At 59.1% G+C, this 23,066-nt stretch carries 20 protein-coding genes and 1 pseudogene; 13 read left to right on the top strand and 8 right to left on the bottom strand.

Annotated features, from left to right (window positions below; genetic code table 11):
- The first annotated feature begins 136 nt into the window (after positions 1–136).
- Both J2W17_RS10295 and J2W17_RS10290 read left to right on the top strand, forming a co-directional pair.
- A complete protein-coding gene (locus J2W17_RS10295; protein WP_307333167.1) occupies positions 137–397 on the top strand; it encodes a hypothetical protein in 261 nt (86 codons plus the stop codon).
- Positions 394–1,158 (top strand): Fic/DOC family protein, encoded by a 765-nt coding sequence (locus tag J2W17_RS10290; protein WP_307333165.1) that lies wholly within the window; start codon positions 394–396, stop codon positions 1,156–1,158. Before J2W17_RS10295 ends, J2W17_RS10290 begins: the two co-directional genes overlap by 4 nt.
- 242 nt (positions 1,159–1,400) lie before the next feature.
- Here J2W17_RS10290 and J2W17_RS10285 read toward each other — a convergent pair.
- Positions 1,401–1,547 (bottom strand): annotated as a pseudogene (locus J2W17_RS10285) (LysR family transcriptional regulator); the annotation flags it as partial.
- Positions 1,548–1,760: 213 nt separating this feature from the next.
- On the opposite strand from J2W17_RS10285, the gene J2W17_RS10280 reads away from it, so the two are divergent.
- Both J2W17_RS10280 and J2W17_RS10275 read left to right on the top strand, forming a co-directional pair.
- On the top strand, positions 1,761–2,501 hold the full coding sequence (locus tag J2W17_RS10280) for an AzlC family ABC transporter permease (protein WP_307333162.1): 741 nt from the start codon (positions 1,761–1,763) through the stop codon (positions 2,499–2,501).
- Positions 2,498–2,824, top strand: a complete 327-nt coding sequence (locus J2W17_RS10275) for an AzlD domain-containing protein (protein WP_307333161.1) — start codon at positions 2,498–2,500, stop codon at positions 2,822–2,824. Before J2W17_RS10280 ends, J2W17_RS10275 begins: the two co-directional genes overlap by 4 nt.
- A gap of 447 nt (positions 2,825–3,271) precedes the next feature.
- On the opposite strand, the gene J2W17_RS10270 is transcribed toward J2W17_RS10275, so the two are convergent.
- Complete coding sequence (locus J2W17_RS10270; RefSeq protein ID WP_154993582.1) at positions 3,272–3,544, bottom strand: hypothetical protein; 273 nt, start codon at positions 3,542–3,544, stop codon at positions 3,272–3,274.
- A 443-nt stretch (positions 3,545–3,987) separates the two neighbouring features.
- Between J2W17_RS10270 and J2W17_RS10265 the strand changes: the two genes are divergently transcribed.
- The 6 genes from J2W17_RS10265 to J2W17_RS10240 all read left to right on the top strand — a co-directional run bounded on the left by J2W17_RS10265 (position 3,988) and on the right by J2W17_RS10240 (position 13,129).
- On the top strand, positions 3,988–5,346 hold the full coding sequence (locus J2W17_RS10265) for an MATE family efflux transporter (protein ID WP_307333157.1): 1,359 nt from the start codon (positions 3,988–3,990) through the stop codon (positions 5,344–5,346).
- A 183-nt stretch (positions 5,347–5,529) separates the two neighbouring features.
- Positions 5,530–7,908 (top strand): type VI secretion system Vgr family protein, encoded by a 2,379-nt coding sequence (locus J2W17_RS10260; RefSeq protein ID WP_307333155.1) that lies wholly within the window; start codon positions 5,530–5,532, stop codon positions 7,906–7,908.
- Between the two features lie 31 nt (positions 7,909–7,939).
- Positions 7,940–10,606, top strand: a complete 2,667-nt coding sequence (locus J2W17_RS10255; RefSeq protein WP_307333153.1) for a pesticin C-terminus-like muramidase — start codon at positions 7,940–7,942, stop codon at positions 10,604–10,606.
- On the top strand, positions 10,606–11,034 hold the full coding sequence (locus J2W17_RS10250) for a hypothetical protein (RefSeq protein WP_307333151.1): 429 nt from the start codon (positions 10,606–10,608) through the stop codon (positions 11,032–11,034). The genes J2W17_RS10255 and J2W17_RS10250 overlap by 1 nt, the downstream gene beginning before the upstream one ends.
- 259 nt (positions 11,035–11,293) lie before the next feature.
- The gene (locus J2W17_RS10245; protein WP_307333149.1) at positions 11,294–12,526 is read left to right on the top strand and encodes a hypothetical protein; all 1,233 of its coding nucleotides are present in this window, start codon (positions 11,294–11,296) and stop codon (positions 12,524–12,526) included.
- Positions 12,527–12,757: 231 nt separating this feature from the next.
- Positions 12,758–13,129, top strand: a complete 372-nt coding sequence (locus J2W17_RS10240; protein WP_307333147.1) for a DUF6124 family protein — start codon at positions 12,758–12,760, stop codon at positions 13,127–13,129.
- Between the two features lie 40 nt (positions 13,130–13,169).
- On the opposite strand, the gene J2W17_RS10235 is transcribed toward J2W17_RS10240, so the two are convergent.
- From J2W17_RS10235 to J2W17_RS10225, 3 genes are all read right to left on the bottom strand, one after another.
- Complete coding sequence (locus J2W17_RS10235; RefSeq protein WP_307333145.1) at positions 13,170–13,583, bottom strand: VOC family protein; 414 nt, start codon at positions 13,581–13,583, stop codon at positions 13,170–13,172.
- 91 nt (positions 13,584–13,674) lie between these two features.
- The gene (locus J2W17_RS10230; protein WP_307333143.1) at positions 13,675–14,334 is read right to left on the bottom strand and encodes a TetR/AcrR family transcriptional regulator; all 660 of its coding nucleotides are present in this window, start codon (positions 14,332–14,334) and stop codon (positions 13,675–13,677) included.
- Positions 14,321–15,172, bottom strand: a complete 852-nt coding sequence (locus J2W17_RS10225) for a 3-hydroxybutyryl-CoA dehydrogenase (RefSeq protein WP_307333142.1) — start codon at positions 15,170–15,172, stop codon at positions 14,321–14,323. The genes J2W17_RS10230 and J2W17_RS10225 overlap by 14 nt, the downstream gene beginning before the upstream one ends.
- Before the next feature lie 165 nt (positions 15,173–15,337).
- On the opposite strand from J2W17_RS10225, the gene J2W17_RS10220 reads away from it, so the two are divergent.
- The 3 genes from J2W17_RS10220 (at position 15,338) to J2W17_RS10210 (ending at position 19,482) form a co-directional block, all read left to right on the top strand.
- Positions 15,338–16,375 (top strand): AraC family transcriptional regulator, encoded by a 1,038-nt coding sequence (locus J2W17_RS10220; RefSeq protein WP_307333140.1) that lies wholly within the window; start codon positions 15,338–15,340, stop codon positions 16,373–16,375.
- Positions 16,376–16,489: 114 nt separating this feature from the next.
- A complete protein-coding gene (locus J2W17_RS10215; RefSeq protein ID WP_307333138.1) occupies positions 16,490–17,620 on the top strand; it encodes a hypothetical protein in 1,131 nt (376 codons plus the stop codon).
- A 47-nt stretch (positions 17,621–17,667) separates the two neighbouring features.
- On the top strand, positions 17,668–19,482 hold the full coding sequence (locus J2W17_RS10210) for an ABC transporter ATP-binding protein (protein ID WP_307333136.1): 1,815 nt from the start codon (positions 17,668–17,670) through the stop codon (positions 19,480–19,482).
- Positions 19,483–19,485: 3 nt separating this feature from the next.
- Here the strand turns inward: J2W17_RS10210 and J2W17_RS10205 are convergent, their stop codons facing one another.
- The 3 genes from J2W17_RS10205 to J2W17_RS10195 all read right to left on the bottom strand — a co-directional run bounded on the left by J2W17_RS10205 (position 19,486) and on the right by J2W17_RS10195 (position 22,766).
- A complete protein-coding gene (locus tag J2W17_RS10205; RefSeq protein ID WP_307333134.1) occupies positions 19,486–20,430 on the bottom strand; it encodes an alpha/beta hydrolase in 945 nt (314 codons plus the stop codon).
- 300 nt (positions 20,431–20,730) lie between these two features.
- Positions 20,731–21,729: an NAD(P)H-quinone oxidoreductase gene (locus J2W17_RS10200; RefSeq protein WP_307333132.1), complete on the bottom strand. Its 999-nt coding sequence runs from the start codon at positions 21,727–21,729 to the stop codon at positions 20,731–20,733.
- Positions 21,730–22,043: 314 nt separating this feature from the next.
- Entirely contained in the window at positions 22,044–22,766 is a 723-nt protein-coding gene (locus tag J2W17_RS10195) for a pirin family protein (protein WP_307333130.1), read from the bottom strand.
- Between the last annotated feature and the right edge of the window lie 300 nt (positions 22,767–23,066).

Here is a 23,066-nt window from a genome sequence, read left to right as displayed (position 1 = left end):
TGCGAAGCAGACCGTGCCTTGACCAACGCGTCAGCGTAGCTTTGGCTGCTTTCTTTCCAGTAATCCTGGCTAACAACCAGTGGCGACGAAAAGGCCGCCCCATGCTATGATTTGACCGCATATAGAGGGCTTAGCAATGACCCAAACAGCCACTGTAAGTGTCGCAAATCAAGTCCGCCAGCTTGCCAAGGCGCACAATATCACTGCTGAACTTGACGGTATGAGTCGTATGGCGGTGACCATAACCCGTCTGGCTGGCGATGCTGTTGAGCTGGACGGTGTCGAACAGTTGCTCGTCAATCTCAAGAGGAAAGGCGTCCTCAGCAAGTCCGAGATCCTGACGCTCCAAGGACAATATCTTCAGGAAAAGAGGCGTTCAAAGAAACGTAACGCATGATATTTGATCCGTTCGGTGATTTTGAAACTGCTGGATATCTTCAAAATTCGTTACAGCTGAAGGATCCCACTGAAGTAAAAGAGTCAGAGCATCTTTCGTTCGAATCAAGTATTGAAGATGCTCTTGCTTATTTGGCTGAGAAGAAGTCCATCGATTACAGGACAGTGCTCAAAGTTCACGAAATCCTGTTTTCCGATTTCTATCACTGGGCGGGGAAAGATCGGAATGAGCTCGTACCTCATTTGGCCCTCTTCAAGGGCTCACACGACAATCCCCATAGCACTGCCTTCGAGCGTCCGGACTTCATCAGGATGTCTGTCGACTATGCGCTTGAACTCGCTGCAGACAAGAAGCGCTTCAAAAACCGCCCTGGCGAGGTAATGGGGCAGCTCGCTTTCGCACACCCCTTTCTGGACGGCAACGGGCGCACGATTCTCCTGGTCTTCATGGAGCTCTGCTATCGGGCCAGGTTCGCCATCGATTGGTCCAGGACAAGTAAGGATGACTACTTGCGAAAACTTGGCGACGAGATCCGAGAGCCTTCAAATGGGCATCTCGATAACTATCTGAAACCGTTCGTAGTCGAAATATCCAGTCGGGACCAGTGGCCGGAGACCATCAGCGGCATCAGAGGTCTGGATGGCCTTGACAAGGAAGGCATCACGTACGAAAACCTGGACAACCCAGAAGTCCAGCAGATCTACAAGACATACAGGAGACGGTCACTTGACGCTCGGACGCCTCCTGAGTCGGATGGCTGAAAGGCGAGCTAAATCACCGGAAATTATTTTGGCAAAGTTGTGGGTGTTGTTCCAGTACCTCGACGCGAGCGCGGTCGATAGCGAGTGGAACTGATACCACCACTGCAATGCAGCCTTGTATAGAAAGTGCGTATCGCCGTTGCCGCGTGTTTAGGGCATCAGCACTCGATTGCTCGACCAAGTTCACTCGAACCGGGCAATCAGCCAGTCCTTCAAACGCCCACACGCCGGATCCTCTGCCTTCTTCGGCTGATCGCCGCCTGGGTGACGCACAACGCCTCCGCGGCCCGGGTAAAGTTGCGATACTTGGCGGCCGCCACAAAGGATCTCATGGCCTTGAAAGAGGGCATCGAGAGCAGGGCCTGATCTGGCTGGGGGCTTTTAGCCATAACAAAAACTACCTGTTTGCGCGAAAAAAAAGTCGGTTCTGCCGATCGGGCTCCGGGTCCACACTCTACCGTACGATGGACTGCGGACCACGGATCAGACAAAGGTCTGCGCAGATGGCGTTCAATAACCCCAGCTTACCCTGTATTCAGCTTCAGAGCGGTCGGCGTACGGTTAATCGAACCGGTTCACGAACACAAAAACAAGGAGGCGAGATGTCGTACCGAACCGGAAGGGAAGCGTTCATGCAAGGTGTCCGGGCGCTGATTCCATTGAGTGCCGGTGTCGTACCATTCGGTTTGCTGACGGGGGTCATGGCGATCAACATGGGCCTGTCGCCCGGCACGACCATGGGCATGACGCTGCTATTTTATTCCGGGTCCGCGCAGATGGTCGCATTGCAACTGCTCCATACGGGCGTTGTGCCGCTGGCGATCGTGGTCACCGCGCTGGTCATCAACTTGCGCTTCATCATGTACAGCGCGTCACTGGCCCCCTATCTGCACCACTTGCCCCGGCGCTGGACCTGGCCATTGTCCTACATGCTTTCCGACCAGTCCTACGCGCTGTGCAGCCTCAAGCTATCCTCGGGCGAGCTGGGGCGATTCGCCCACCACTACTATGCCGGCACCGCCGTTGCGATGTGGCTGTCCTGGCAATTGTCGGTATTGGCGGGTATTTACCTGGGCGCCAGCATCCCCGAGACCTGGTCATTGAGCTTCGCCATACCGCTTTCGTTTCTGGCGCTGCTGGTTCCCGGCATTCGTAGCGCGGCGACCCTGGGCGCCGCCACGGTCGGCGGGCTGCTCGCCGTGATTGCGGTCGATATGCCGTACAACCTCGGGCTGGTCACCGCGTCCCTCGGCGGCGTCATGGCAGGGCTGTTGATCGAGAGTATTCGCAAGCGCCCACTAAGCGCTGCGCTGACCCACGACGTCGAGAGGGAGACGCAATGAGTGATTTAGCCTTGTGGGGATTGTTTCTGGCGGTCGGCGTGGGAACCTTCGCCATGCGTCTGTCCTTTGTGGAACTGTATGGCCGGTTGCGCATCCCGTCGGTGCTGAGCCGGGCTTTGCTTTACGTACCGGCGAGTGTGCTGGCGGCGCTTGTGCTGCCGGCTGTGGTGTACCCCAATGGGCAGGGGGAGTTCGTGTTGAACAATCCCCAGATACCGGCCGCTATTATTGCGGCGTGGGTGGCCTGGCAGACGCGGAATACGGTTTTGACGCTGGCGGTTGGGATGGGGGGGTTGTGGTTGTTCAAGTTTTTGGGGTGGTGATGTGTCGAATCGGGTTGAGCCAGGATTGTGATGTGATCAGGGACGTAGCGGTCTGTACCGTATGAAAGTCTGCACATTTTTTTTCACATTCTGACTTGATGAATAGGCGCTGATTTAGCGGGCTACAGAGGAATTGCGGGCTCTTTGAACAAAATTATCTTCACATTTTTTTTCACATTTTTTTTGGTGAAGTGGCTTCGGTCAATGGGGTCACGAAGGTCCTTCAGACGCGATTGCGCACAGATCGCAATCGCAGAAACAGGCGCCCATAGCGGCTAATGCAGTCAGTTAAAAATTGTAGGAGCGAGCTTGCTCGCGATGGACTCAAGAGCGCCGCGTTTAACCAGTAAACCCGTTATCGTTAACGACCATCGTCGGAACGCCGCCCGAAGCAAGCTCGCTCCTACAGGGGCCGCATTTGCTTGATTGACTGACAGCCGTTTTTACTTACTCCTTCGCCTGCGCTCGCAAGCGTCGACCGATCACGTCCATCAAGTCACAGCCGTCGCGTAACGGAATGGCCAACAGTTGAGAAAAGTCCTTCAAAACTACGGTGTCGCAGCCCAGCTCGGCGCGGTAGGCGATGTTTTCCAGCACTTGCGTGACCGTGCGGATGCGGTGGTCCGCCATGGCTTGCAGGACGTCGAGGGGGGCTTGGGTGTCGATGAGCAGGGAGGCCGGGATCAGGTCGATTCCGGTGAGGGGCATGTATCTTTCCATAGGTAAAACTCCGATCAAGGCAAAGGTTGACTGTCCCTCAATCGTCGCCAAACGAATTGGGTGACAGCTGTACGCAGGTTGGCGAACCGGGATCGGAAAACCGGCAGACCCGAAGGTCTCCCGCGCACAGCTGCCATTAGAGACAGCTTTGCGAGCGTGCAACAGCGTCTGCAAGAAAGCACAGAGCTTTTGCACCCGATAACTCAGGTCGCCAAACCTGGTCGCCATTGGGGCGACGGAGCGGACTATAAGCTTCATCGGAACGGCGGGCAAGGTTGGGAGTTCCTGGCTTTGTGTAGGACCTTGTATGGTCGTCCTAGGACCGTTACGCCACGTCGCTAGATGAATCGAGCTCGCTCCGAGGCATTCATTTCACTTTCTTCATCGCCGCTGACGCTATCCTCTAGAATCCTATTCCCGCAGTCGAGCTGGACTTCCACCCAATGCAAACCCCGACCACCCAGCACCCCCTCTGGAAAACTTACCTCCTTTTCCTGGCCCCCATGGTCCTCTCCAACTTTCTCCAATCCATGTCGGGCACCATCAACAGCATCTACATCGGCCAGATGCTCGGCACCCAAGCCTTGGCAGCCGTATCGGGCATGTTCCCGATCGTGTTCTTCTTCATCGCCCTGGTCATCGGCCTCGGCGCGGGTGCCGGCGTGCTCATCGGTCAAGCCTGGGGTGCGCGTGAACCGCATCTGGTGAAGACCATCGCCGCGACCACCTTGCTGTTGGGCGCGATGATCGGATTGGTGGCAGCGGTGCTGGGCAGTGTGTTCGCCAGGCCAGCGCTGGAGGGTTTGGGCACGCCGGCCGACGTGCTGGACGATGCCGTGGCCTACGCCCACGTGATGATGTGGATCATGCCTTCGCTGCTGGTCTACGTGCTGTTCACCCAACTGCTGCGCGGCGTGAGCGATACCGTGTCGCCGCTGATCGCGTTGGTGGTGTCGACCTGTATCGGCCTGGCGCTGACGCCGGCATTGATTCGCGGTTGGCTGGGGTTGCCGATGATGGGGATTCAGAGTGCGGCGTATGCGGGGTTGGTGGGGAACCTGTCGGCGATGGCGTGGCTGGCGTGGCGCTTGATTCGCAAGGGGCATCCATTGGCGCCGGATCGGGAGATGTTTGCGGCGATGCGGATGGACCTGGTGATTCTCGGCAAGGTGCTGCGCATCGGTTTGCCGACCGGGTTGCAGATGGTGGTGTTGTCGGTGTCGGAACTGGTGATTCTGGCGCTGGTGAATCAGCACGGTTCCCAGGCGACTGCAGCCTATGGCGCGGTGACGCAGATCGTCAATTACGTGCAGTTTCCGGCGCTGTCGATTGCGATCACGGCGTCGATCCTGGGTGCCCAGGCGATCGGGGCAGGGCGCATCGAGCGCATCGGGCCGATTCTGCGTACGGGGCTGTTGATCAACGTGTGCCTGACCGGTGGGTTGGTGGTGTTGGGTTATCTGCTGTCGCACTGGTTGCTGGGGTTGTTCCTCACGGATGACATCACGCGTGCGAAGGCCGAGCATCTGTTGCACATAATGCTCTGGAGCCTGTTGGTGTTCGGCTTCCAGGCGATCATCGGCGGCATCATGCGTGCCAGCGGTTCGGTGCTGGTGCCGATGGCGATTTCGATTTTCTGTGTAGTCGGGGTGCAATTGCCGGTGGCTTACGCACTGGACGGCCACTTCGGATTGCAGGGCGTGTGGATGGCGTTTCCGGTGGCGTACCTGGGGATGCTTGTATTGCAGACGGCGTATTACAAGATGGTCTGGCAGCATCAGAAAATCGAGCGGTTGGTGTAGGAGGGCTTCGCAGGCAGGGCTGATTGAATTTCCGGCTTCAGAAAATACGGAAACGTCTTACGCGCTCATCAGAAACACCCTATTTAAACCGTGGTCGCCATCGTGAAAGCTTCCAAACCCTAGGACCAGGGTGGAAGCAAAGCCCTTCCTGTTCGTCAACATTCAGACCAGGAAGGCCTGACCATGCCCAGCCAACTGCGCACCTTCTTCGACCACAGCCGGCACAAACTCAGCGTCCACAACTTCGCCGCGAGCCTCGACGTCCTGGCCTTCCACGGCGAAGAGCAACTGAGCCAGCCGTTCCACTACGTCATCGAATTCACCTGCACCGAGCAGGACATCGCCGCCGACCAACTGCTCAACCGCGAGGCCCGCTTCAGCCTGCACGCCCCACCGCGCCCGCTCACCTTCCTGGCCCGGGACCTGCCGATCAAACCGCTGCGCACACTGCACGGCGTGGTCACCGGCTTCAAACGCCTGTCCGGCTCCGTCGACGAAGCGCGCTATGAAATCACCCTGCAACCGCGCCTGGCCTTGCTCGCCCGCGGTCAGCAGTTCCGTATCTACCAACACCAGTCGGTACCGGAAATCGTCGAACAGATCCTGCGCAGCCGCCACGACTTCCGCGGCGAGGATTTTTTCTTCAAGCTCACCCGCACCTACCCCAGGCGCCTGCAAGTCATGCAATACGGCGAAAGCGACCTGGCCTTCATCGCCCGCCTGCTGGCCGAGGTCGGCATCTGGTACCGCTTCACCAGCGACGAACGCCTGCACCTCGACGTCGTCGAATTCCACGACGATCAGCTGCGTTACCAGTCCGGCATCGAGCTGCCTTGCCACCCGCCCGCCGGCCTGAGCAGCAGCGAGCAGGACGGCGTCTGGGCCTTGCAAACCCACCACCAGGTGGTGGAACGCCAGGTCAACATCCGCACCTACCAGCACCGCGACGCCCGCGCCCACCTGGACGGCGAGATCGACCACACCCGCGGCGCAACCACCACCTACGGCGAGGCCTACCACTACGCCGAACCCTACACCGCCCTCGGCGACCGCTACCAGTTCTACGAAGACCTGCCGCCGGAAACCGGCTACTTCTACGCCCGCCTGCAACACGAGCGTTACCTCAACGACCAGACCCGCCTCAGCGGCACCAGCAGCAGCGCGACCCTGGCCCCCGGCCAGAAGCTGATGATCTCCGGCGGCGCGCCCCAGGCCTTCGCCCCCGGCACGGTGATCACCCACCTCAGCACCCGCGCCGCGCGCGATGCCAGCTTCGAAGCCCAATTCCAGGCCATCCCCTATTCGGAAAGCGTGTGTTTTCGCCCGCCACTGCTGGCCAAACCACAGATCGCCGGCACCGTCCCGGCCCGGGTCAGCAACCCGCAAAAACACGACCCCTACGCCGAAATCGACGTCGAAGGGCGCTACCGCGTGCACTTCCTGTTCGACCGCGACACCTGGCAACCCGGCCAGGAAAGCATGTGGCTGCGCCTTGCCCGGCCCTACGCCGGCGACACCCACGGCCTGCATTTGCCGCTGATCGCCGGCACCGAAGTGGCAGTGGCCTTCGAACAGGGCGACCCGGATCGACCGTACATCGCCCACGCCCTGCACGACAGCGAACACCGCGACCACGTGACCCTGCGCGCGCGCAATTACAAGCGCAACGTGCTGCGCACGCCGGCCAATAACAAGTTGCGGATGGAGGACACCCGGGGCAAAGAGCACGTCAAGCTGAGTACCGAACACAGTGGCAAGAGTCAGCTGAATCTCGGGCATTTGGTCGATGCCGAACAGCAGAAGCGCGGGGAAGGCTTTGAGTTGCGCACCGATGGCTGGGGGGCGATTCGGGCGGGGAAGGGGTTGTTGATCAGTGCCGATGAACAGACCAAAGCACAGGGGCCGGTCCTGGACATGAGCGCGGCCATCGGTCGTCTGCAACAGGCGGGCGAGCAACTGCAGCAACTCTCTGTCGATGCCCAGGCCGCCAACGCCGATCCCGCGGATGTGCAGGCACAAATGGCATTCGTGCGCCAACAACTCGAAGAGCTCAAAGCCGCCGTCGTACTCCTCAGCGCACCCCAGGGCATCGCCCTCACCAGCGGCAAACACCTGCAACTGGCGGCGCAAAACAACCTGATGCTCAACGCCGGGGGCGAAGCCGACCTCAGCGTGGTCAAGCGCCTGTTCATCGGCGTGGGGCAGGGGCTGAGCCTGTTCGTGCGCAAGCTGGGCATCAAGCTGATCGCCAACCACGGGCCAGTCAGCGTGCAAGCGCAGAACGACACGCTCGAACTAATCGCTCGTCACGGCCTGGCAATCACCAGCACCGAAGACGAAATCCACATCACCGCCAAGAAGAAAATCACCCTCAACGCCGGTGGCAGCTACATCACCCTCGATCCCTCCAGCATCGAATCGGGCACCGCAGGTGACTACAACGTCAAGGCGGCGCATCTCGACTACAGCGGTGCAGCCAGGCAATCACTGGAAATACCGCCGCTGGCTCAACTGTCCGAGCACCAAACCGAGTCCGTGGGACTTTCGGATTTCTCAGCCTGATCCAAATGAGATTCAAGGAGTGAACCACACCATGCGCGATTTGCTCATTTGGCTGTTTGGCACCGAGTCGTCGTTCGGTCGGCACTCACGATCTGCCGCGCCCGTGACTTCCATCCCACCCGCTTCCACCTTATCGACAGTTGTGGCGGACACTTTGCCAGAGCCCGTCACTGATGGATTGCAGCCACTGAAAAACTGGAGCCACCCGTTCAAGGACAAAGATCCCTCCAAGGACAAACGCAACCCGCTGTCGCAACTGACTCACCTGGCCAACGCGAAAGCAGGCTATTTCCCCCTCGGCCGCAGCGGCCTGTTTCATGGCGGCATCCATTTCGACAGCGGCACCGCTGGCACTCTGGATCAATCCAGCGTGCACTGCCTGGCCGACGGCGAAGTGGTGGCGTACCGCATCGACACGCATGCACCGACCACGACTTACTCGATCAATAAACAAACCGTAGAAAAACCGTTCTCGCGCAATTTCGTGCTGGTGCGCCACCAACTTCAGCCACCGAAAATCGAAGGCAGCCCGGACACGCCGCCCAGCCTGACCTTATATAGCCTGTACATGCACCTGCAGGATTGGTCGGTGTACCACGAGGACGCCAACTTCACACGCCCGGCATTCTGGCCCGAGAGCCCGATCCTCCGGGTCAAACAGACGGTGAACGACTTCCGCCCCGGACAACCTGAGCTGCGTGGCCTGAACGTGCGCAACAAGGATTGGCAGGGCAAGGTGATCGACCTCTTGCCACGGGGCGCCGAGGTGACCGTCAGTGGCGAGAGACACATGCGCAAGCTGGAGAACCGCCTCGGCCCCGCCAATCTGATCAGCGCCGATGGATCGCTGCGCGGCTATGTGTCCATTGCCGAGGTGAACCAAATTACCGGGGACGACTATTACGTCAAGACGCTCGGGGACTCGCTCAGTGTCAACGCCGAACCGAACTTTCACAGTGAAGTCCTCATGGAGCTGCCGAATGGCACACACCTCACGCTCAGTGGTGACGGCTATTACCGCAAACTGGAACGCGTCGACCAGTACGTGCATTTCGCCGAGTTGCAAGGCGAACAGAAACCGCTGGGGCCGGACCGGGTGGTGGTGCTCGACACGCCCATCGCGATCAAAGCCGGGCAACTGATCGGTCACCTCGGCCAGTACCAGGACAGCGGTGCGGAGCAGCCGGAACAGAAGCTGCATCTGGAAGTGTTCAGTGGCGATGACGTCGAGCGGTTCATCAACGCCAGTCGCGCCTGGGCCCAGCGTCTGCCAGAGAAAGACAGGACCTGGTTGAAGCTCGCCAAGGGCACCGCAGTGGTGCCTCATCAAGAAAATGCCACTGCCGCACAACTTAAGGTATGGAGCGCCGCCAGCCCGCTCAGCGCTGCCGACCTGTTAATCCCCAAAAGCATGCTGGATGGCCTGCCGGCCGACAGAAAAATCCAGGTGACCGCGAGCGAGAGTCGCAAAGCCAGTAACTGGTATCGCCTGGACGGGCTGCTCCACGACGCCGACAACCTCTCGCTCAATGGCTGGGTGCGCGAAGAAGTCGGCGTCACACCGTGGGTCAGCCCCTGGTCCTGGGAAGGCTACGACATCATCGATGAATACGACGTCCCTCAGGAGTTCATGGCCTCATTCCTGCGCGCGGTCAAACGCCTGAGCGAAGCGCAACTCGAGCGTTTCGGCCCCATGGCGGATGAAGGCGACACGGGTCCGTTAAAGACCCGGCTATACGACATCATTGATGCCAATCGCGATGGCAGGATGACGGCTGAAGAGCTGCGAACGGCACTCAGCCTGCCCGCCCATGCGCAATCCATTTCGCAATTGATCGTCAATTGCGAAAGCGAGTGGTACCACAAGGTGGGCAAGTGGGATCGGCTGGATGAGGTCCTCGGGCATAGCGGTTCGACGCCCCAATTGAATTGGTTGGCGGAGAAACAGCGGATCAGGCAGATGTGTTGGTGGGGGGAGGTGGCGGCGGGAGTCGGGCTTCCGGCGCATGGAGAGGTTTATTACTTTCATCCAATCGGATTGGTAAGCAGTTTCTTCGCCGTTGATGATCAGAACGATTTGAGCTGGCTAACAGTACCTTATGGTCAATTAACCTTTGATGCTGAAGGCAACGATATAGAGGATGAGTCGCATCCGTCGTACAGATATTTCAGTAGAATTGCCCACTGGCCGGGTGGCGTGTCTGGAGTAACAATTGGCCGAGGTTACGATCTAGGTCAGCGGCCTGATCCAAGAAAAGACCTGTATGCAGTAGGAATTGAAGAGCCTCTGCTAACTTGGCTGGTCGGGGCTAAAGGGCTTCATGGAACAGCAGCGAAAAATTATCTCGAAACCGCTCCGATGACTATCCGAAAGCAAAGGATTTCTAGAAAGCAGCAGTACGAACTGTTCTTGCCTGTCTATGCATACATGAAAAAAGAGGTTATTCGCATATCGAATACAGCAGCAGTCAAAGATGCTTATGGTGTACTCACTTGGGGAATGGTAAACAGTAAGATCCAAGACGTTGTAATTGACCTGATTTATAGAGGTGATTATACCACGCATGCGCGAACTTTCATTCAAAAGCCTTTTGTCGAAAATGATATTGGGCCTGTAAGAAATATCATATCCAATAAAGATCGTTGGTCGAACGTGCCAGACGATAGATTTAAGAGAAGAACGGAGTATATAAAATAATGAAAATAATTTTTTTATTTGTACTCGCTGTTTTCGCCGCTGGCGTGGGTGAAGCCTCGGAATTTAACTACAAGAGAGTACTAATGGCAGGGACAGGCGACGTAGGAAATCTTTTGGTTCGATACCTTATTTCATCGGATGAGTCATGTATTTTTATCCAAAATTTGCTTCCCGGCGGTAAAGGCACGGTATCAGCAGAGAAAAAAATCTGTTCATTAGCTGGGAAGAGTTTTGATGACGGATACACAGCAGTCGATGTAAAAGAGGGCGCCTTCAAAGATGGGAAACTCCTCTTTAAAATTGGAGTGACCCCCCTACAACCCATCGGTGAATCAATAATGTCCTGCGAAGTAATATTTTATAATGGCCTGGCAGATCACCTTTCCTGTCAGGAAAAGGTAGAAATCAACGAAGTGACCTGCAAATGAAATGCTGGAAATTAATATTGTGCAGTTTAATTATCATGGCCGCCGCAAGATCCCCGCCAAGGAAGGGTAATGCGGCGTATGGTATCTGCGTAAAGCCTAACACGGACATCTATCGCACTATTTTGAATAGCGAGCTTTTAGACTTCGATAGCGCTCAGCGCGAGGTCTTGGAGCGAAGAATAAGGACTCATTAAGTTTTGTCCAGACTCAGCAGTTGTTCATTGATGCCATCCCTGTCTGAAACGGGAGCACGCTAGCCATGCCTGTCACACTGGATAAAATTCCACCTCTTGCGCCACGTCCTGCACGGCCTCGTATCTGGTTGTGGCTCGGTTTGCTGCTGTCGGGGTTGTTGCTGGGGGTAGGAGGAACCTTACTGTTCGGCGACGAAACGTTGCCCCAAAAACCTGATGAGTTCTGGCGTCTGGCCTTAGGTGTCCCGTTCCTGAGTTGGTGCGCGCTGGGTTTCGGGCGAATGCTATTTCATATCGGCGAACATGCTGCTGCCGATGGTTGGGATGAAGCGCGGGAAGAAGTCCTGATCCGCAAGATTCGTCAGGGTCGACGCTCGCAGCAAGTGTTGGGCGTGAGTTGGTACACCGCGCTTCGAGCACCAGGAGAGCCACCGGCCTCACAACTGGAAGCCTTGCTGAGTGCAACCAAAGCCCTGAAAGCTCAACCGTCCAGGCTGGATCTGACGACGTCTGGGCATAGTCGCCTGTCAGGCGGTACGGATGCAGACCTCAAACGCACTCTGCAGCGAATACTTGCATCCGTGCTCGCCGACTTGGCGCCAACCCTTGCCAGGTTGCCTGACGGCGCTCCACTGGCCCTGTTGCTGGAACTCGATAGCGGTTTGTCTGAGGACCAATGGCGCCAAGTGTGGCAAAAGGCGTGGCGCGGGTCCGGCATCCGTCAGGCGACTTCACCCGTCGAGGGCAGTGGTCTGGCCGCGCTGGACCAATGGCTCGACCAACGCATCGACGACCAGGCGTTGCTGATGGTGGTCGCAGTGCGGTTTGCCCCGGAACAGCCCGAGGGCACGGCAGAAGTCGCCGTTGGTTTGCTGTTTGGCAACCGGCTGACGCAAACCACCCTGGCGCCGATCGCCTACCTCCATCGTCCGGAAGAAAAGCGCAAATCCACTTCCGATGATTTGCTATACGCCACGCGACAGGCCCTCGACTGGGTGCCGCTGGATGCGCAGTCAATTAAACAAGTCTGGCGGGTGGGTATAGATGTGCAACGCGAGGCGGCCATTGCGACCGTGTTGACTGAAATGCCCGTGGCTGTCACGCATAAACAGGGGATCTGCAATCTGGATGCGCTGCTCGGCCAGCCCGGCAAAGCATCACCTTGGCTGGCCATCGCTGCCGCGACTCAAATGATTGAGAGCGGTGCTGGAGCTCAATTCATTTTCAGTGGTGGCGGCGCTGGCACAGACAGTCTTTGGGGCACGGTTTTGACGCCTGTGCCGACCCTGTCGAAATAGGCGGATTCTGACGCCGCTGTAGGCAACGACGCAAAGTGTTGTAGTCCTCGCGAAGTAATTTTGACGATAACTAAACAATCCCTGACAAATCCGTTTGTTGTCTGATGCGCACGTCCCACAGCCGATTAAAACACGCTGAAATCCCAGGAAATATCCGACGTATTTTTAGGGTTGGCTGTCGGAAGTGCGGCGGTTAGCGTGGTAGCTCTCATCACTCAGCAGAGAGTCACCATGCCCGACGACACACTCGATACCCCTGAGACATCTGCGGTCCACAGCACCCCCCCGTATCTCTGCGGTGATTCGAAAAGATTTCACAAGGCCGCCGACCGGGCCCTTGATCATTACCTCAAACCAGCCCCTCGCGTAGATGGCCATAATCCACGCAAACCCGCGATGATTTTTATCGTTGATCCTGAAGTCGACAACGAGACGCTACTGGCCCAGGTGTGCGAGTTGCTCGCTTCGGCCAATGCCATGGTCAGCGATCTGGCCGGGTTGATGGAGGGGACTCAGCGCAACACCATGCTGGCGGTGCAGCAGGTCATCATGCTGGGTGAACTGGCGGTGAATCGGGCGCTGGATAATGTGGGGGCTTCATGACCAGGGCCCGACCTTTTCCAGGTCGGGCCCTGTTACGTGGTCACTGATCCTTCTCGCAATTCACCATCCACGACACACCAAAGCGGTCGACCAGCATTCCGAAGCGCGCCGCCCAGAACGTCGTTTCCAGTGGCATCTGCACCTTGCCATCTTCGGCCAGTGCCGTGAACACGCGCTCGGCCTCGGCAATGCTGTCGACGTTCAGCGACACCGAGCATCCGGCCATTTCATCCGTGGGGCGATCCGGTGTGGTGTCCGAGCCCATGATCGCCTGATCGCCCACCGACAGGCGGGTGTGGATGATCAGGTTGTGCAGGTCCGCCGGAAATTGTTCGCGTGCGGGGCTTTCACCGAAGGTCATCATCATGTCGATATGGCCTTGCAGGGCTTGGGCATAGAAGGTGAAAGCGGCTTTGCAGTCGCCATTGAAGATGAGGTAGGGATTGATTTTCATGTTTCAGCTCCCGGGTCATTGAGGGTACACACCGGTTGACCGTTTGCCTGGTCAGCGAATTCCGATGCGTTTCGACTCGGGTAGCAAAGCCCTAAAACGTAGCGGGCGGTTGGGTTTTTTTAGATGTTTTTTCTATGGACGGGGCCAGGCTTATTGCCTCGGGCACGCGTCGCGGCGCAAGCACGCGCTCGATGGCGCCACGCACCAGGCTTTCCACCAATTCGTCGCGCTCCGGTTCATCCAGCGCATGCAGCGCCAGCCAGCTGGGGGCACTGTTGAGCAAGGCGGCAATCGCGTGCCCGGCGGCCAGCCGGCCCTGTTCACTCAACCGCGAGCGGTTGCCGAGTATCAGTAGCAGTTTGCGTTCGTACTGCTCGCGCAGTTGCTGCACACGTAGCTGTTGTTCTTCGTTCAGGCAGCCGCTGTCGCGCTCCACCAGGCGAAAATGCCAAGGCATCTCCTGATGCAGGTTGACATGCGCGCGGATCAGCGCCTGCAATTTGTCGCGCTTGGCCGGCGCCTGTTGCGCGATGCGCCCCAAGGTGGCCAGCAGTTCTTCGTAGAACTCTTCGATCAGATCCAGCAGCAAGTGCTGCTTGCTGGGGTAATGGTGATACAACGAACCCGGGGAGAGCCCCAGGCAGGTCGCGAGTTCACGCATGCCGACCTGGCCGAAACCCTTGCTGGCAAACAGCTCCAGGACTTTGTCCCGGTACTCGGCAAAACGTGAACAACGCTCAGGCATAGGCATGGAAGCCGCGCCCCGTCTTGCGTCCCAGGTAACCGGCGGCGACCATCTCCTTCAGCAGTGGAGCAGGGCGGTATTTGCTGTCGTTGAAGCCCTCGTAGAAGGCGTCGAGAATTGCCAGCACGGTATCCAGGCCGATCAGGTCCGCCAACGCCAGCGGGCCGATGGGCTGGTTGCAGCCCAGGCGCATGCCGGCGTCGATGTCTTCGGCACTGGCCAGGCCTTCCTGCAACACCAGTACCGCTTCGTTGATCATCGGCACCAGGATCCGGTTGACCACGAAGCCCGGACGGTTGCCGGCGGTGATCGCGGTCTTGCCCAGGGTGGTGGCCATGTCCAGTGCCAGGGCGTGGGTCGCGTCGCTGGTTTGCAGACCGCGGATCACTTCGATCAGGCCCATTACCGGCACCGGGTTGAAGAAGTGCAGGCCGATGAAACGTTGAGGCTGGCTAACGCTGGCGGCGAGTTGGGTAATCGACAGCGACGAGGTGTTGGAAGCGATCACGCAGTCGGGGCTGACCTGCGCGGCGATCTGTTGCAGCACCCGCAGTTTCAGCTCGAGGTTTTCCGTGGCGGCTTCGATCACCAATTGCACGTTCTGCAGGCTGCTGTAATCGGTGCTAGTGCGGATCCGGCCGAGGGCGGCGAGTTTTTGTTCCTGGGTCAGCGTATCCTTGGCGATTTGCCGATCAAGGTTTTTGCCAACCGTCGCAATGGCCTTTTGCAGAGCGCTGTCGGAAATGTCGATCAAGGTCACCTTGAAGCCGGCCAGGGCGCAGACTTGCGCAATGCCGTTACCCATGGTGCCCGCGCCTATCACGCCAATGTCTTGTAGATTCATGTTGGTGTCCTTGCGCTCAAACGTTGCGATACCTTGGCCGTCCCAGCGGCCGAAGGCGTACTATTGGCAACGAGTCTAGAGCCGGCAGGGCGGTTGTCCTATGCCGAAACTGTTCAACGCAACTGGTGTTTTTTGCCAGTCGGTCATGGGGAGATAAGCGTTCAAATGCGGGAAAAAGACTCGGTGGCCGCCTACTTCATGCAGGCCATGGTCCAGGGGAAGGGGAACGATCCGCAACGCCTGGGGGTTGCACTGGAGCAAGCCGGCATTGACCCGGTGTTGATGGAGCAACCCACGGCACGGGTGCCGGCCAGTGCATTTGCCGCCCTCTGGCTGATCCAGATCCGCGAACTCGACGACGAATTCTTCGGCCTCGACTCCCATGGCATGTCACCGGGCAGCTTCGCCCTGATCTGCCGGGCGCTGATTCAAGAACCCGATCTGCACAAAGCCATGCGCCAGTGCCTGGCCAACTTTGCCCTGTTCCTGCGGGACTTTCGCGGCACCCTGACCGTGCGCGGCAAACGGGCGGTCATCAGCCTGGAAACCCGCGCGCAAAACGATGACCTTGCCCGTTTGGGCGAAGAGACCTTCCTGATATTGATGATCAGCCTGCTGTGCTGGCTGGGCGGTCGACGCATTCCCATCGATCGTGCAGACTTTCGCCATCAGCGCATCTCCCTGAGCGATGACCGCTTGCTCTGGGGGCACAACCTGACTTTCGGCGCCGAGCGCACCGAGATCGAATTTGCCAGTCATTACCTGCGCCTGCCGGTGATTCAGGACCTGGCCTCGTTGAAAATATTCCTGCGCACCGCGCCGCAATGGCTGGTGATCCGCTTTCGCAACCAGCATGGCCTGGCGTCGCAGGTGCATCAGCGCCTGCGCCACAGCCATTACAGCGAATGGCCGACCTTGCAGGCCTTCGCCCTGGAACAACACCTGAGCCCCAGCACCTTCCGCCGCAAGCTGGAGCGCGAAGGCTGTTCGTACCAGGAGATCAAGGACGAAGTACGGCGCGGGGTGGCATTCGAGCAGTTGCGCCAAAGCAAGGCGAGCATCGGCGATATAGCCGAGCGCTTGGGGTTTCAGGAGCCGAGTGCGTTTCACCGGGCCTTCAAGAAATGGACGGGGGAGAGTCCGGGGCGCTATCGGGCGCGGTTCCAGGGTGAATTGTCAGAAGGCTCTGACAGACCCGTCTGATTAAGCGCGACCCCGATGTTTTCGGCGGTATCGGGTTGTACAGTCGCAGCTCCTAGTCTCTGTTCAACGCAGTTTGCAACAAGGACGCTGACCCCAAGGAACTGGAGCCTGTCGATGACCGATATTGAAAACATTCCCCCGAGAACCGTAAACCCGACACCCGATCGCTTTAGCCAATTGAGTAAAAAGCTGTTGTGGCTCAATGAGCGTGCGTGGCCATTGACCCTGGTGATCCTGCTCACTGCCGGGGTGTACTTGTATCAATATATTCAGGAAGAAAAGATCCCGCTGAGTATTACTTCTTCGGCCGTCATCACTGCGCTGCCGGTCATGTCCGCGATACTCATGTTCGTCATTTCGATCCTGTTGGCTTTCGTCCTGTTGCCGATTTTCGTCCTGTTTCATCGACTGAATGATTCCGGCAAGCGGCTGAGCGACGAGCTCGGCCTTGAACAAACCACTCCAGAGAACAGGGCGCGCCACAGTCGAATGCTAGGACGCTGGGGCGGTAGCCTGTTGATCCTCGGCACCTTCTGCGCAGTGCTGTGCGTGATCGGCTCCCAAGTGACGGGCAATTGGTACTGGGGCACTGCGGCGGTAGTGGGTACCGGGTTGACGATTGCCTGCTACTACTGGCTGATGACGCGCGGTGTGGAAGGCCCGGTGTCGATGGATTTTCGCATTGCCTGTGTCATGTCCGCCTTTGTTCAGGTATGCGTGATTCTCAATGTCACGATTGTGGCGATCGACATCGCCGGCCAATACGTCAGCAATCTGTGGTGGCTGGTGCCGCTGATGCTGGTGGAATTACTGGTGGTCTGGATAATCCAGCTGCTGGGTGCATTGTTCGTGTTGAAGATGCGCAGCCATGAGAACCCGGTGGCCCTTGTAGCGTCCGCCGTGATGGTCCTGGTCCTCGTTCTGGGTTTGTATCCACCCACAGGCGCCAAACTGGGCGGGTTTGCCTTTCAAGTCTCGGCCTCCGGCGCACGCAATTGCACCCTCATGAATTTCGCCCCCGAGAGCAAAGGGCTCGAGGCGCTCACGGATCCCGACAGGCCCGGCTTCAGTCGCCCGTTACGCGTCATCGCCGAGGCAGATGGTACTTATTTTGTGCGCCCGTGGAAGACCGACTCCAAGGCGGTGCAGTTTGTGCCGCGTGCCAGTCTGGTGGGCGTTGATGTCTGCCCGGCCGCCAAGCCCAAGGCTGCTTCCTCCGGAGCCCCCGCGCCGATCCCCGGCTGAAGTACCATGGCGCATTGTTGTCCTCACCACGCCAGGTCCAGCGCCGTATGCCAGTTGCTCTTAACCGCTTCACCACCTTGCTCGACCAGGCCAGGCGTGCCTTGCTGCTGGTCTGGGGCACCTCTCGCGCTCTGTTTCTGGGCCTGGTGCTGGCCACCCTGATCGCCGGGGTACTCCCGGCCCTGGCCGCCTGGCTGGGCCAGCGCATCGTCGATGCGGTGGTGTTCGCCATGCAGTTGCACGCGCAGCAGGGCAGTGCGCCGTTGTGGCCGGTGGTGCGTTATGTGCTGTTTGAAGCCGGCGTGCTGGCGTTGCTGTCCGGGACCCAGCGGGCGCTGTCGGTGCAGCAGTCGCTGTTGCGGGTGCAGCTGGGGCAGAAGGTCAACACGATGATTCTGGAAAAGGCCCAGACACTGTCGCTGGTGCAATTCGAGAATTCCGAGTTCTACGACAAGCTGGTGCGGGTGCGGCGCGAGGCTTCGACCCGGCCGTTGGCGCTGGTGATGAAGTCGTTGGGGCTGATCCAGAACCTGATCGTGTTGATCAGCTTCGGCGTGTTGCTGGTGCATTTTTCGCCCTGGGCCCTGGTGCTGCTGGTGGTCGGTGCGTTGCCGGTGTTCTTTGCCGAAGCGCATTTTTCCGGGGATGCCTTCCGCCTGTTCACCCGCCGCGCGCCCGAGAGTCGCCAGCAAAATTACATCGAGACCCTGCTGTCCCACGAAGGCTATATCAAAGAGGTCAAGCTGTTCGGGTTTGCTCCGCTGCTGTTGAAGCGGTACCGCGACACGTTCGCCCGTCTCTATGCTGAAGACCGGCGCTTGACGCTGCGGCGAGATGGCTGGGGTTTCGGCTTGGGCCTGCTGGGCACCGCTGCGTTTTACCTGGCGTATGCCTGGGTGGTGGTCGATACCGTGCACGGCAGCATCAGCCTCGGCCAGATGACCATGTACCTGGTGTTGTTCAAGCAGGGGCAGACGGCGGTGAGCAGCAGCCTCAGCGCCATCAGCGGTCTTTACGAGGATGGCCTGTATCTGTCGAGTCTCTATGAATACCTGGCCGAACCGGTGGTGGTCGATACCGGCAGCCTGACGGTGGGCGCGGTGCCCGGTGATGGTTTGCGGTTCGAGAACGTCGGTTTCCGTTATCCGGGCGCCAGTCGGGCCGCGCTGGAAGGCATCGATCTGCACCTGGTCCCCGGCCACAGTGTGGCGCTGGTGGGGGAGAACGGTTCGGGCAAGACCACGCTGATCAAACTGCTGGCGCGTCTGTACCGTCCCGATCAGGGCCGTATTCTGCTGGACGGCAGCGATTTGCAGGCGTGGGAAGAAGACGCGCTGCGCCGCCGCATCGGCGTGATTTTTCAGGACTACATCCGTTACCAGTTCTCGGTCGGCGAGAACATCGGCGTGGGCGACACCCTGGCCTTCAACGATGAACAGCGTTGGCAGGAAGCGGCTGCCGAGGGCATGGCTGCGCCGTTTATCGAGCGTCTGGACCGCGGTTATGCGACCCAACTCGGACGCTGGTTCGCCGGTGGGCAGGAACTGTCCGGCGGGCAATGGCAGAAGATCGCCTTGTCCCGCGCCTACATGCGCCGCGAGGCCGACATCCTGATTCTCGATGAGCCGACCTCGGCGCTCGACCCGGCGGCGGAAGCGGCGGTGTTCGAGCACTTCAGCGAGCACACCGAAGGCCGCATGACGCTACTGATTTCCCACCGCTTTTCCAGCGTGCGCAATGCCGATCACATCATCGTGCTGGATCAGGGTTCGATCCTGGAGCGGGGTGACCACGACAGTCTGGTGGCGGCGGGCGGGCGCTATGCGCAGTTGTTCAACTTGCAGGCCAGGGGGTATCGCTGAGCCTCAGGACTCCCGAGCACGACGAGTCACTGCCGGCCCGGCGACCCGGGCCGGCGGCGTCGACTGGATCAAGCTGTCCAGCGCCTTGCGGTAGACCTGCCCACCCCGGCTCATGCTGTTGTTGTGCGATGCGCCGGGCACCAGCAACAGCCGCTTGGGTTCTACGGCCGCATTGAATAATTGCTCGCTGAAGCGCGGCGGTACGTAGCGGTCGTCGAGCCCGTGGACCACCAGCAACGGCATGTTGATCTCGGCGATCTTGTCGATGGAATCGAATTTCTGCGACAGCAGCCAGCGCACCGGCAGGGAGGTGTTGGCCATCGCCGTGGCGACATCGGCCAGGGACGTGAAGGTCGACTCGATGACCAGGCCGCGAGCCGGCACCGGGGCCTGGTCTTTTGCGGCTGCCTTGCCCAGCTCGGCCGCCAGGTCGATGGCCACGGCGCCGCCGAGCGAATGACCGTAGATCAGCCGTTTGTTCGCGTCCGGTTGCAGCAGTTTGAAGCGTTCCCAGGCAACCCGTGCATCTTCGTACACCGTGGCTTCCGACGGCAGGTCGCCATGACTCTGGCCGAAACCGCGGTAATCGATGGCCAGCACCGAGTATCCGAGTGCTTGCAGCTGCTGGATGCGAAACAGCTGCCCGGTGAGGTTCCAGCGTACGCCATGCAGGTAGAGGATCGCCGGCGCGTTTGCCCGCTCCGCCGGCCACCACCAGCCATGGATGCTTTGTCCGGGCTTGAAGCTTTTGGGCTGCAGCTCGAACTCCTGGACGCTGCTCGGCAGCCCGCTGTACCAACTGGCATTCCCCGGTTCGATGCGGAACAGCAGCTCCCGCTCCTTATGCTCCAGCACCGCGCAGCCCACAGGCAGGCCGACGACCAGCGCGGCCATGCACAGCAGCGCCAGCCAGCGTCGGTGTAGACGAGCGAGGAGGGAAGCGGGCATTGGGCGGTCCCCGGCAAAAAGCTGAAGTTCGGGTTTTAGCAGAAGCGTGCTCGGCGCGGGAAAAATTTCGACAGCCGTTCACCTGAACCCTGTAGGAGCAAGCTTGCTCGCGATAGTCGTCAACGATAACGCGTGCTTGCAGGATAAACGCGGCGCTTCCTGTAGGAGCAAGCTTGCCCCGGGCGGCGTTCCGACGATGGTCGTCAACGATAACGCTGGAAACCTGACACCCCGCGGCGCTCTCAGGCTCATCGCGAGCAAGCTCGCTCCTACAGGGTTCAGGGTCGTTTAAGAGCGTGGTCAATCCACCTGCAACACAATCTTGCCAATGTGCTCGCCCGCTTCCATCCGGGCATGGGCCTGGGCGGCCTGGTCCAGGGGATAAACCTTGTCGATCATTGGCAGGCAACGACCGGCGGTAAGGACGGGCCAGACGTACTCGCGCAACTGCTCGGCAATCGAAGCTTTTTCTTCGCGGGTACGCGCGCGCATCAGGGAACCGGTGATCGTCGCGCGTTTGCCCAGGATCGCCATCAGGTCGACCTCTTTGGCCTGGGCGCCGCCGAGAAAGCCCAGCATCACCAATCGACCGTCCATGCCCAGCGCCGCGAGGTTCGCGTTCAGGTACGAGCCGCCCATGATATCGAGGATCACATTGACCCCTTTGCCAGCGGTTTTCTCCTGGATGACTTGAACGAAATCCTGATCGCGATAGTTGATCGCCTCCGCCCCCAGCTTGCGGATCGCTGCACACTTTTCTTCACTGCCCGCCGTGGCGAAGGCCTTGATTGCGAATTCGCGACATAACATCAGCGCGGTGGTGCCGATGCCGCTGGTGCCGCCATGGATCAATGCGCGCTGGCCCTGGCTGGCGCCACCGATGTCGAACAGGTTGGCCCAAACGGTAAAGAAGGTTTCCGGCACCGCCGCGGCTTGCAGCCAGTCCATGCCTTGGGGAATCGGCAGCGCCTGACTGGCAGGGGCGACGCAGTACTGCGCATAACCGCCGCCATTGGTCAGCGCACACACGCTGTCGCCGAGGATGAATTCAGTGACGCCCAGGCCGATCGCCACGACTTCACCGGCCACTTCCAGCCCGGGGATCGGGCTCATGCCGGGTTTCATCGGGTACTTGCCGGCGCGCTGGATCACATCGGGGCGGTTGACGCCGGCAGCGTGGATGCGGATCAGTATTTCGCCGGCCGCTACGGTGGGGACGGGGACCTGGCGTGGTTGCAGGACGTCGGGGCCGCCGGGTTGGGTGATTTCAATCTGGGTCATGGTTTGGGGCAAAGTCATGGCGAATACCTGTGTGGAAGGTGATCTGTAGATGGGACCGCGTCGTCGCGCGGTAGATCAAAAGATCGCAGGCTGTTGCTGTAGGAGCCAGGCTTGCCGGCGAAGGCGATCTCACGGACGTCTTCGCCGGCAAGCCTGGCTCCTACAGCAACAGCAACAGCCTGCGATCTTTTTGGTCTCTATTGGCAATTCAGTGCAATCAGCCTATCCCGATGATTCAGCAATCGCATACCCAATTCCAACGACAGCGCCTACCGGGGGATCGAGTTCCCTGTAGGCGCTGTCGAGCGGAGCGAGGCTGTGATCTTTTGATCTTATGGCATTTGCGGCAGTTCCTGAGGCCGCAGATCAAACACCAATACTTCAGCGTCCACACCCTTGCTCAAGTTCAACACCTGCTCATCGCGAACCCTGACGCCATCGCCTTCCTGCAACAGCACGCCGTTGAGTTCGACGCTGCCCCGGGCTACATGCACATAGGCATAGCGATTCGCACCCAGCTCCAGGCTGGCGCTTTCCTTGCCGTCGATCAGGCCGGCATACACCCGCGCGTCCTGGCGCACCTTCAGCGAACCATTTGTCCCCTCAGGGGAAATGATCAGTTGAAGACGTCCGCGTTTCTTCTGGGTGCTGAAGTGTTCCTGCTGATAACGCGGTTTGGCGCCGCTCTCCTGAGGCACGATCCAGATTTGCAGGAAATGCACCGGCCGTGTCGCCGAATGGTTGAACTCGCTGTGAGCGACGCCGCTGCCGGCGCTCATCAGTTGCACATCACCGGGGCGGATCACCGAACCGGTGCCCAGGGTGTCCTTGTGCTCCAGGGCGCCTTCGAGCACATAGGAGAAAATCTCCATGTCGCGGTGAGGGTGCTGGCCAAAGCCTTTGCCGGCCGCCACGCGATCATCGTTGATTACCAGCAGGTCGGAAAATCCCTGCTCTTTCGGGTTGCGGTAGTTGGCGAAGGAAAAGGTATGGAAGGACTTCAACCAACCATGATTGGCGGCGCCGCGATCAGAAGCTTTGCGAAGGGTCAGCATGATGAAATTCTCCTGTGGGGACGTTGATTCGTCCGAGTGAGGAGAAGGTTAATGGTTACTGGCTGGTGCAATAAGTAGATGGATTTTGAAATACTGTCTCTCTCAAGTTGACAGTAATGAACGGGCAGTCAGATATTCTGCTCCGACGCTGGCGTCATACCTGGCCATAATGCACAGCACTTCTTAATGCCTGACACAGCCCTCCTGTGGGAGCGGGCTTGCTCGCGAAAGCGGTGTATCAGCCACCCACAATGTTGAATGTGACGCCGTATTCGCGAGCAAGCCCGCTCTCACAGGGAT

It is taken from the genome of Pseudomonas lini (genome assembly GCF_030812475.1).
Taxonomy (GTDB): domain Bacteria; phylum Pseudomonadota; class Gammaproteobacteria; order Pseudomonadales; family Pseudomonadaceae; genus Aquipseudomonas; species Aquipseudomonas lini_A.
This window is presented reverse-complemented; position numbering and strand designations above follow the sequence as displayed.

What these genes read in the sequence shown, in the direction of transcription:
- J2W17_RS10225 (WP_307333142.1), bottom strand. Translation starts at nt 15,172, where the DNA reads ATGAATCTACAAGACATTGGCGTGATAGGCGCGGGCACCATGGGTAAC.
- J2W17_RS10255 (WP_307333153.1), top strand. Translation starts at nt 7,940, where the DNA reads ATGCGCGATTTGCTCATTTGGCTGTTTGGCACCGAGTCGTCGTTCGGT.
- J2W17_RS10270 (WP_154993582.1), bottom strand. Translation starts at nt 3,544, where the DNA reads ATGGAAAGATACATGCCCCTCACCGGAATCGACCTGATCCCGGCCTCC.
- J2W17_RS10215 (WP_307333138.1), top strand. Translation starts at nt 16,490, where the DNA reads ATGACCGATATTGAAAACATTCCCCCGAGAACCGTAAACCCGACACCC.
- J2W17_RS10205 (WP_307333134.1), bottom strand. Translation starts at nt 20,430, where the DNA reads ATGCCCGCTTCCCTCCTCGCTCGTCTACACCGACGCTGGCTGGCGCTG.
- J2W17_RS10275 (WP_307333161.1), top strand. Translation starts at nt 2,498, where the DNA reads ATGAGTGATTTAGCCTTGTGGGGATTGTTTCTGGCGGTCGGCGTGGGA.
- J2W17_RS10295 (WP_307333167.1), top strand. Translation starts at nt 137, where the DNA reads ATGACCCAAACAGCCACTGTAAGTGTCGCAAATCAAGTCCGCCAGCTT.
- J2W17_RS10195 (WP_307333130.1), bottom strand. Translation starts at nt 22,766, where the DNA reads ATGCTGACCCTTCGCAAAGCTTCTGATCGCGGCGCCGCCAATCATGGT.
- J2W17_RS10280 (WP_307333162.1), top strand. Translation starts at nt 1,761, where the DNA reads ATGTCGTACCGAACCGGAAGGGAAGCGTTCATGCAAGGTGTCCGGGCG.
- J2W17_RS10230 (WP_307333143.1), bottom strand. Translation starts at nt 14,334, where the DNA reads ATGCCTATGCCTGAGCGTTGTTCACGTTTTGCCGAGTACCGGGACAAA.
- J2W17_RS10220 (WP_307333140.1), top strand. Translation starts at nt 15,338, where the DNA reads ATGCGGGAAAAAGACTCGGTGGCCGCCTACTTCATGCAGGCCATGGTC.
- J2W17_RS10200 (WP_307333132.1), bottom strand. Translation starts at nt 21,729, where the DNA reads ATGACTTTGCCCCAAACCATGACCCAGATTGAAATCACCCAACCCGGC.
- J2W17_RS10240 (WP_307333147.1), top strand. Translation starts at nt 12,758, where the DNA reads ATGCCCGACGACACACTCGATACCCCTGAGACATCTGCGGTCCACAGC.
- J2W17_RS10265 (WP_307333157.1), top strand. Translation starts at nt 3,988, where the DNA reads ATGCAAACCCCGACCACCCAGCACCCCCTCTGGAAAACTTACCTCCTT.
- J2W17_RS10250 (WP_307333151.1), top strand. Translation starts at nt 10,606, where the DNA reads ATGAAAATAATTTTTTTATTTGTACTCGCTGTTTTCGCCGCTGGCGTG.
- J2W17_RS10290 (WP_307333165.1), top strand. Translation starts at nt 394, where the DNA reads ATGATATTTGATCCGTTCGGTGATTTTGAAACTGCTGGATATCTTCAA.
- J2W17_RS10210 (WP_307333136.1), top strand. Translation starts at nt 17,668, where the DNA reads ATGCCAGTTGCTCTTAACCGCTTCACCACCTTGCTCGACCAGGCCAGG.
- J2W17_RS10235 (WP_307333145.1), bottom strand. Translation starts at nt 13,583, where the DNA reads ATGAAAATCAATCCCTACCTCATCTTCAATGGCGACTGCAAAGCCGCT.
- J2W17_RS10260 (WP_307333155.1), top strand. Translation starts at nt 5,530, where the DNA reads ATGCCCAGCCAACTGCGCACCTTCTTCGACCACAGCCGGCACAAACTC.
- J2W17_RS10245 (WP_307333149.1), top strand. Translation starts at nt 11,294, where the DNA reads ATGCCTGTCACACTGGATAAAATTCCACCTCTTGCGCCACGTCCTGCA.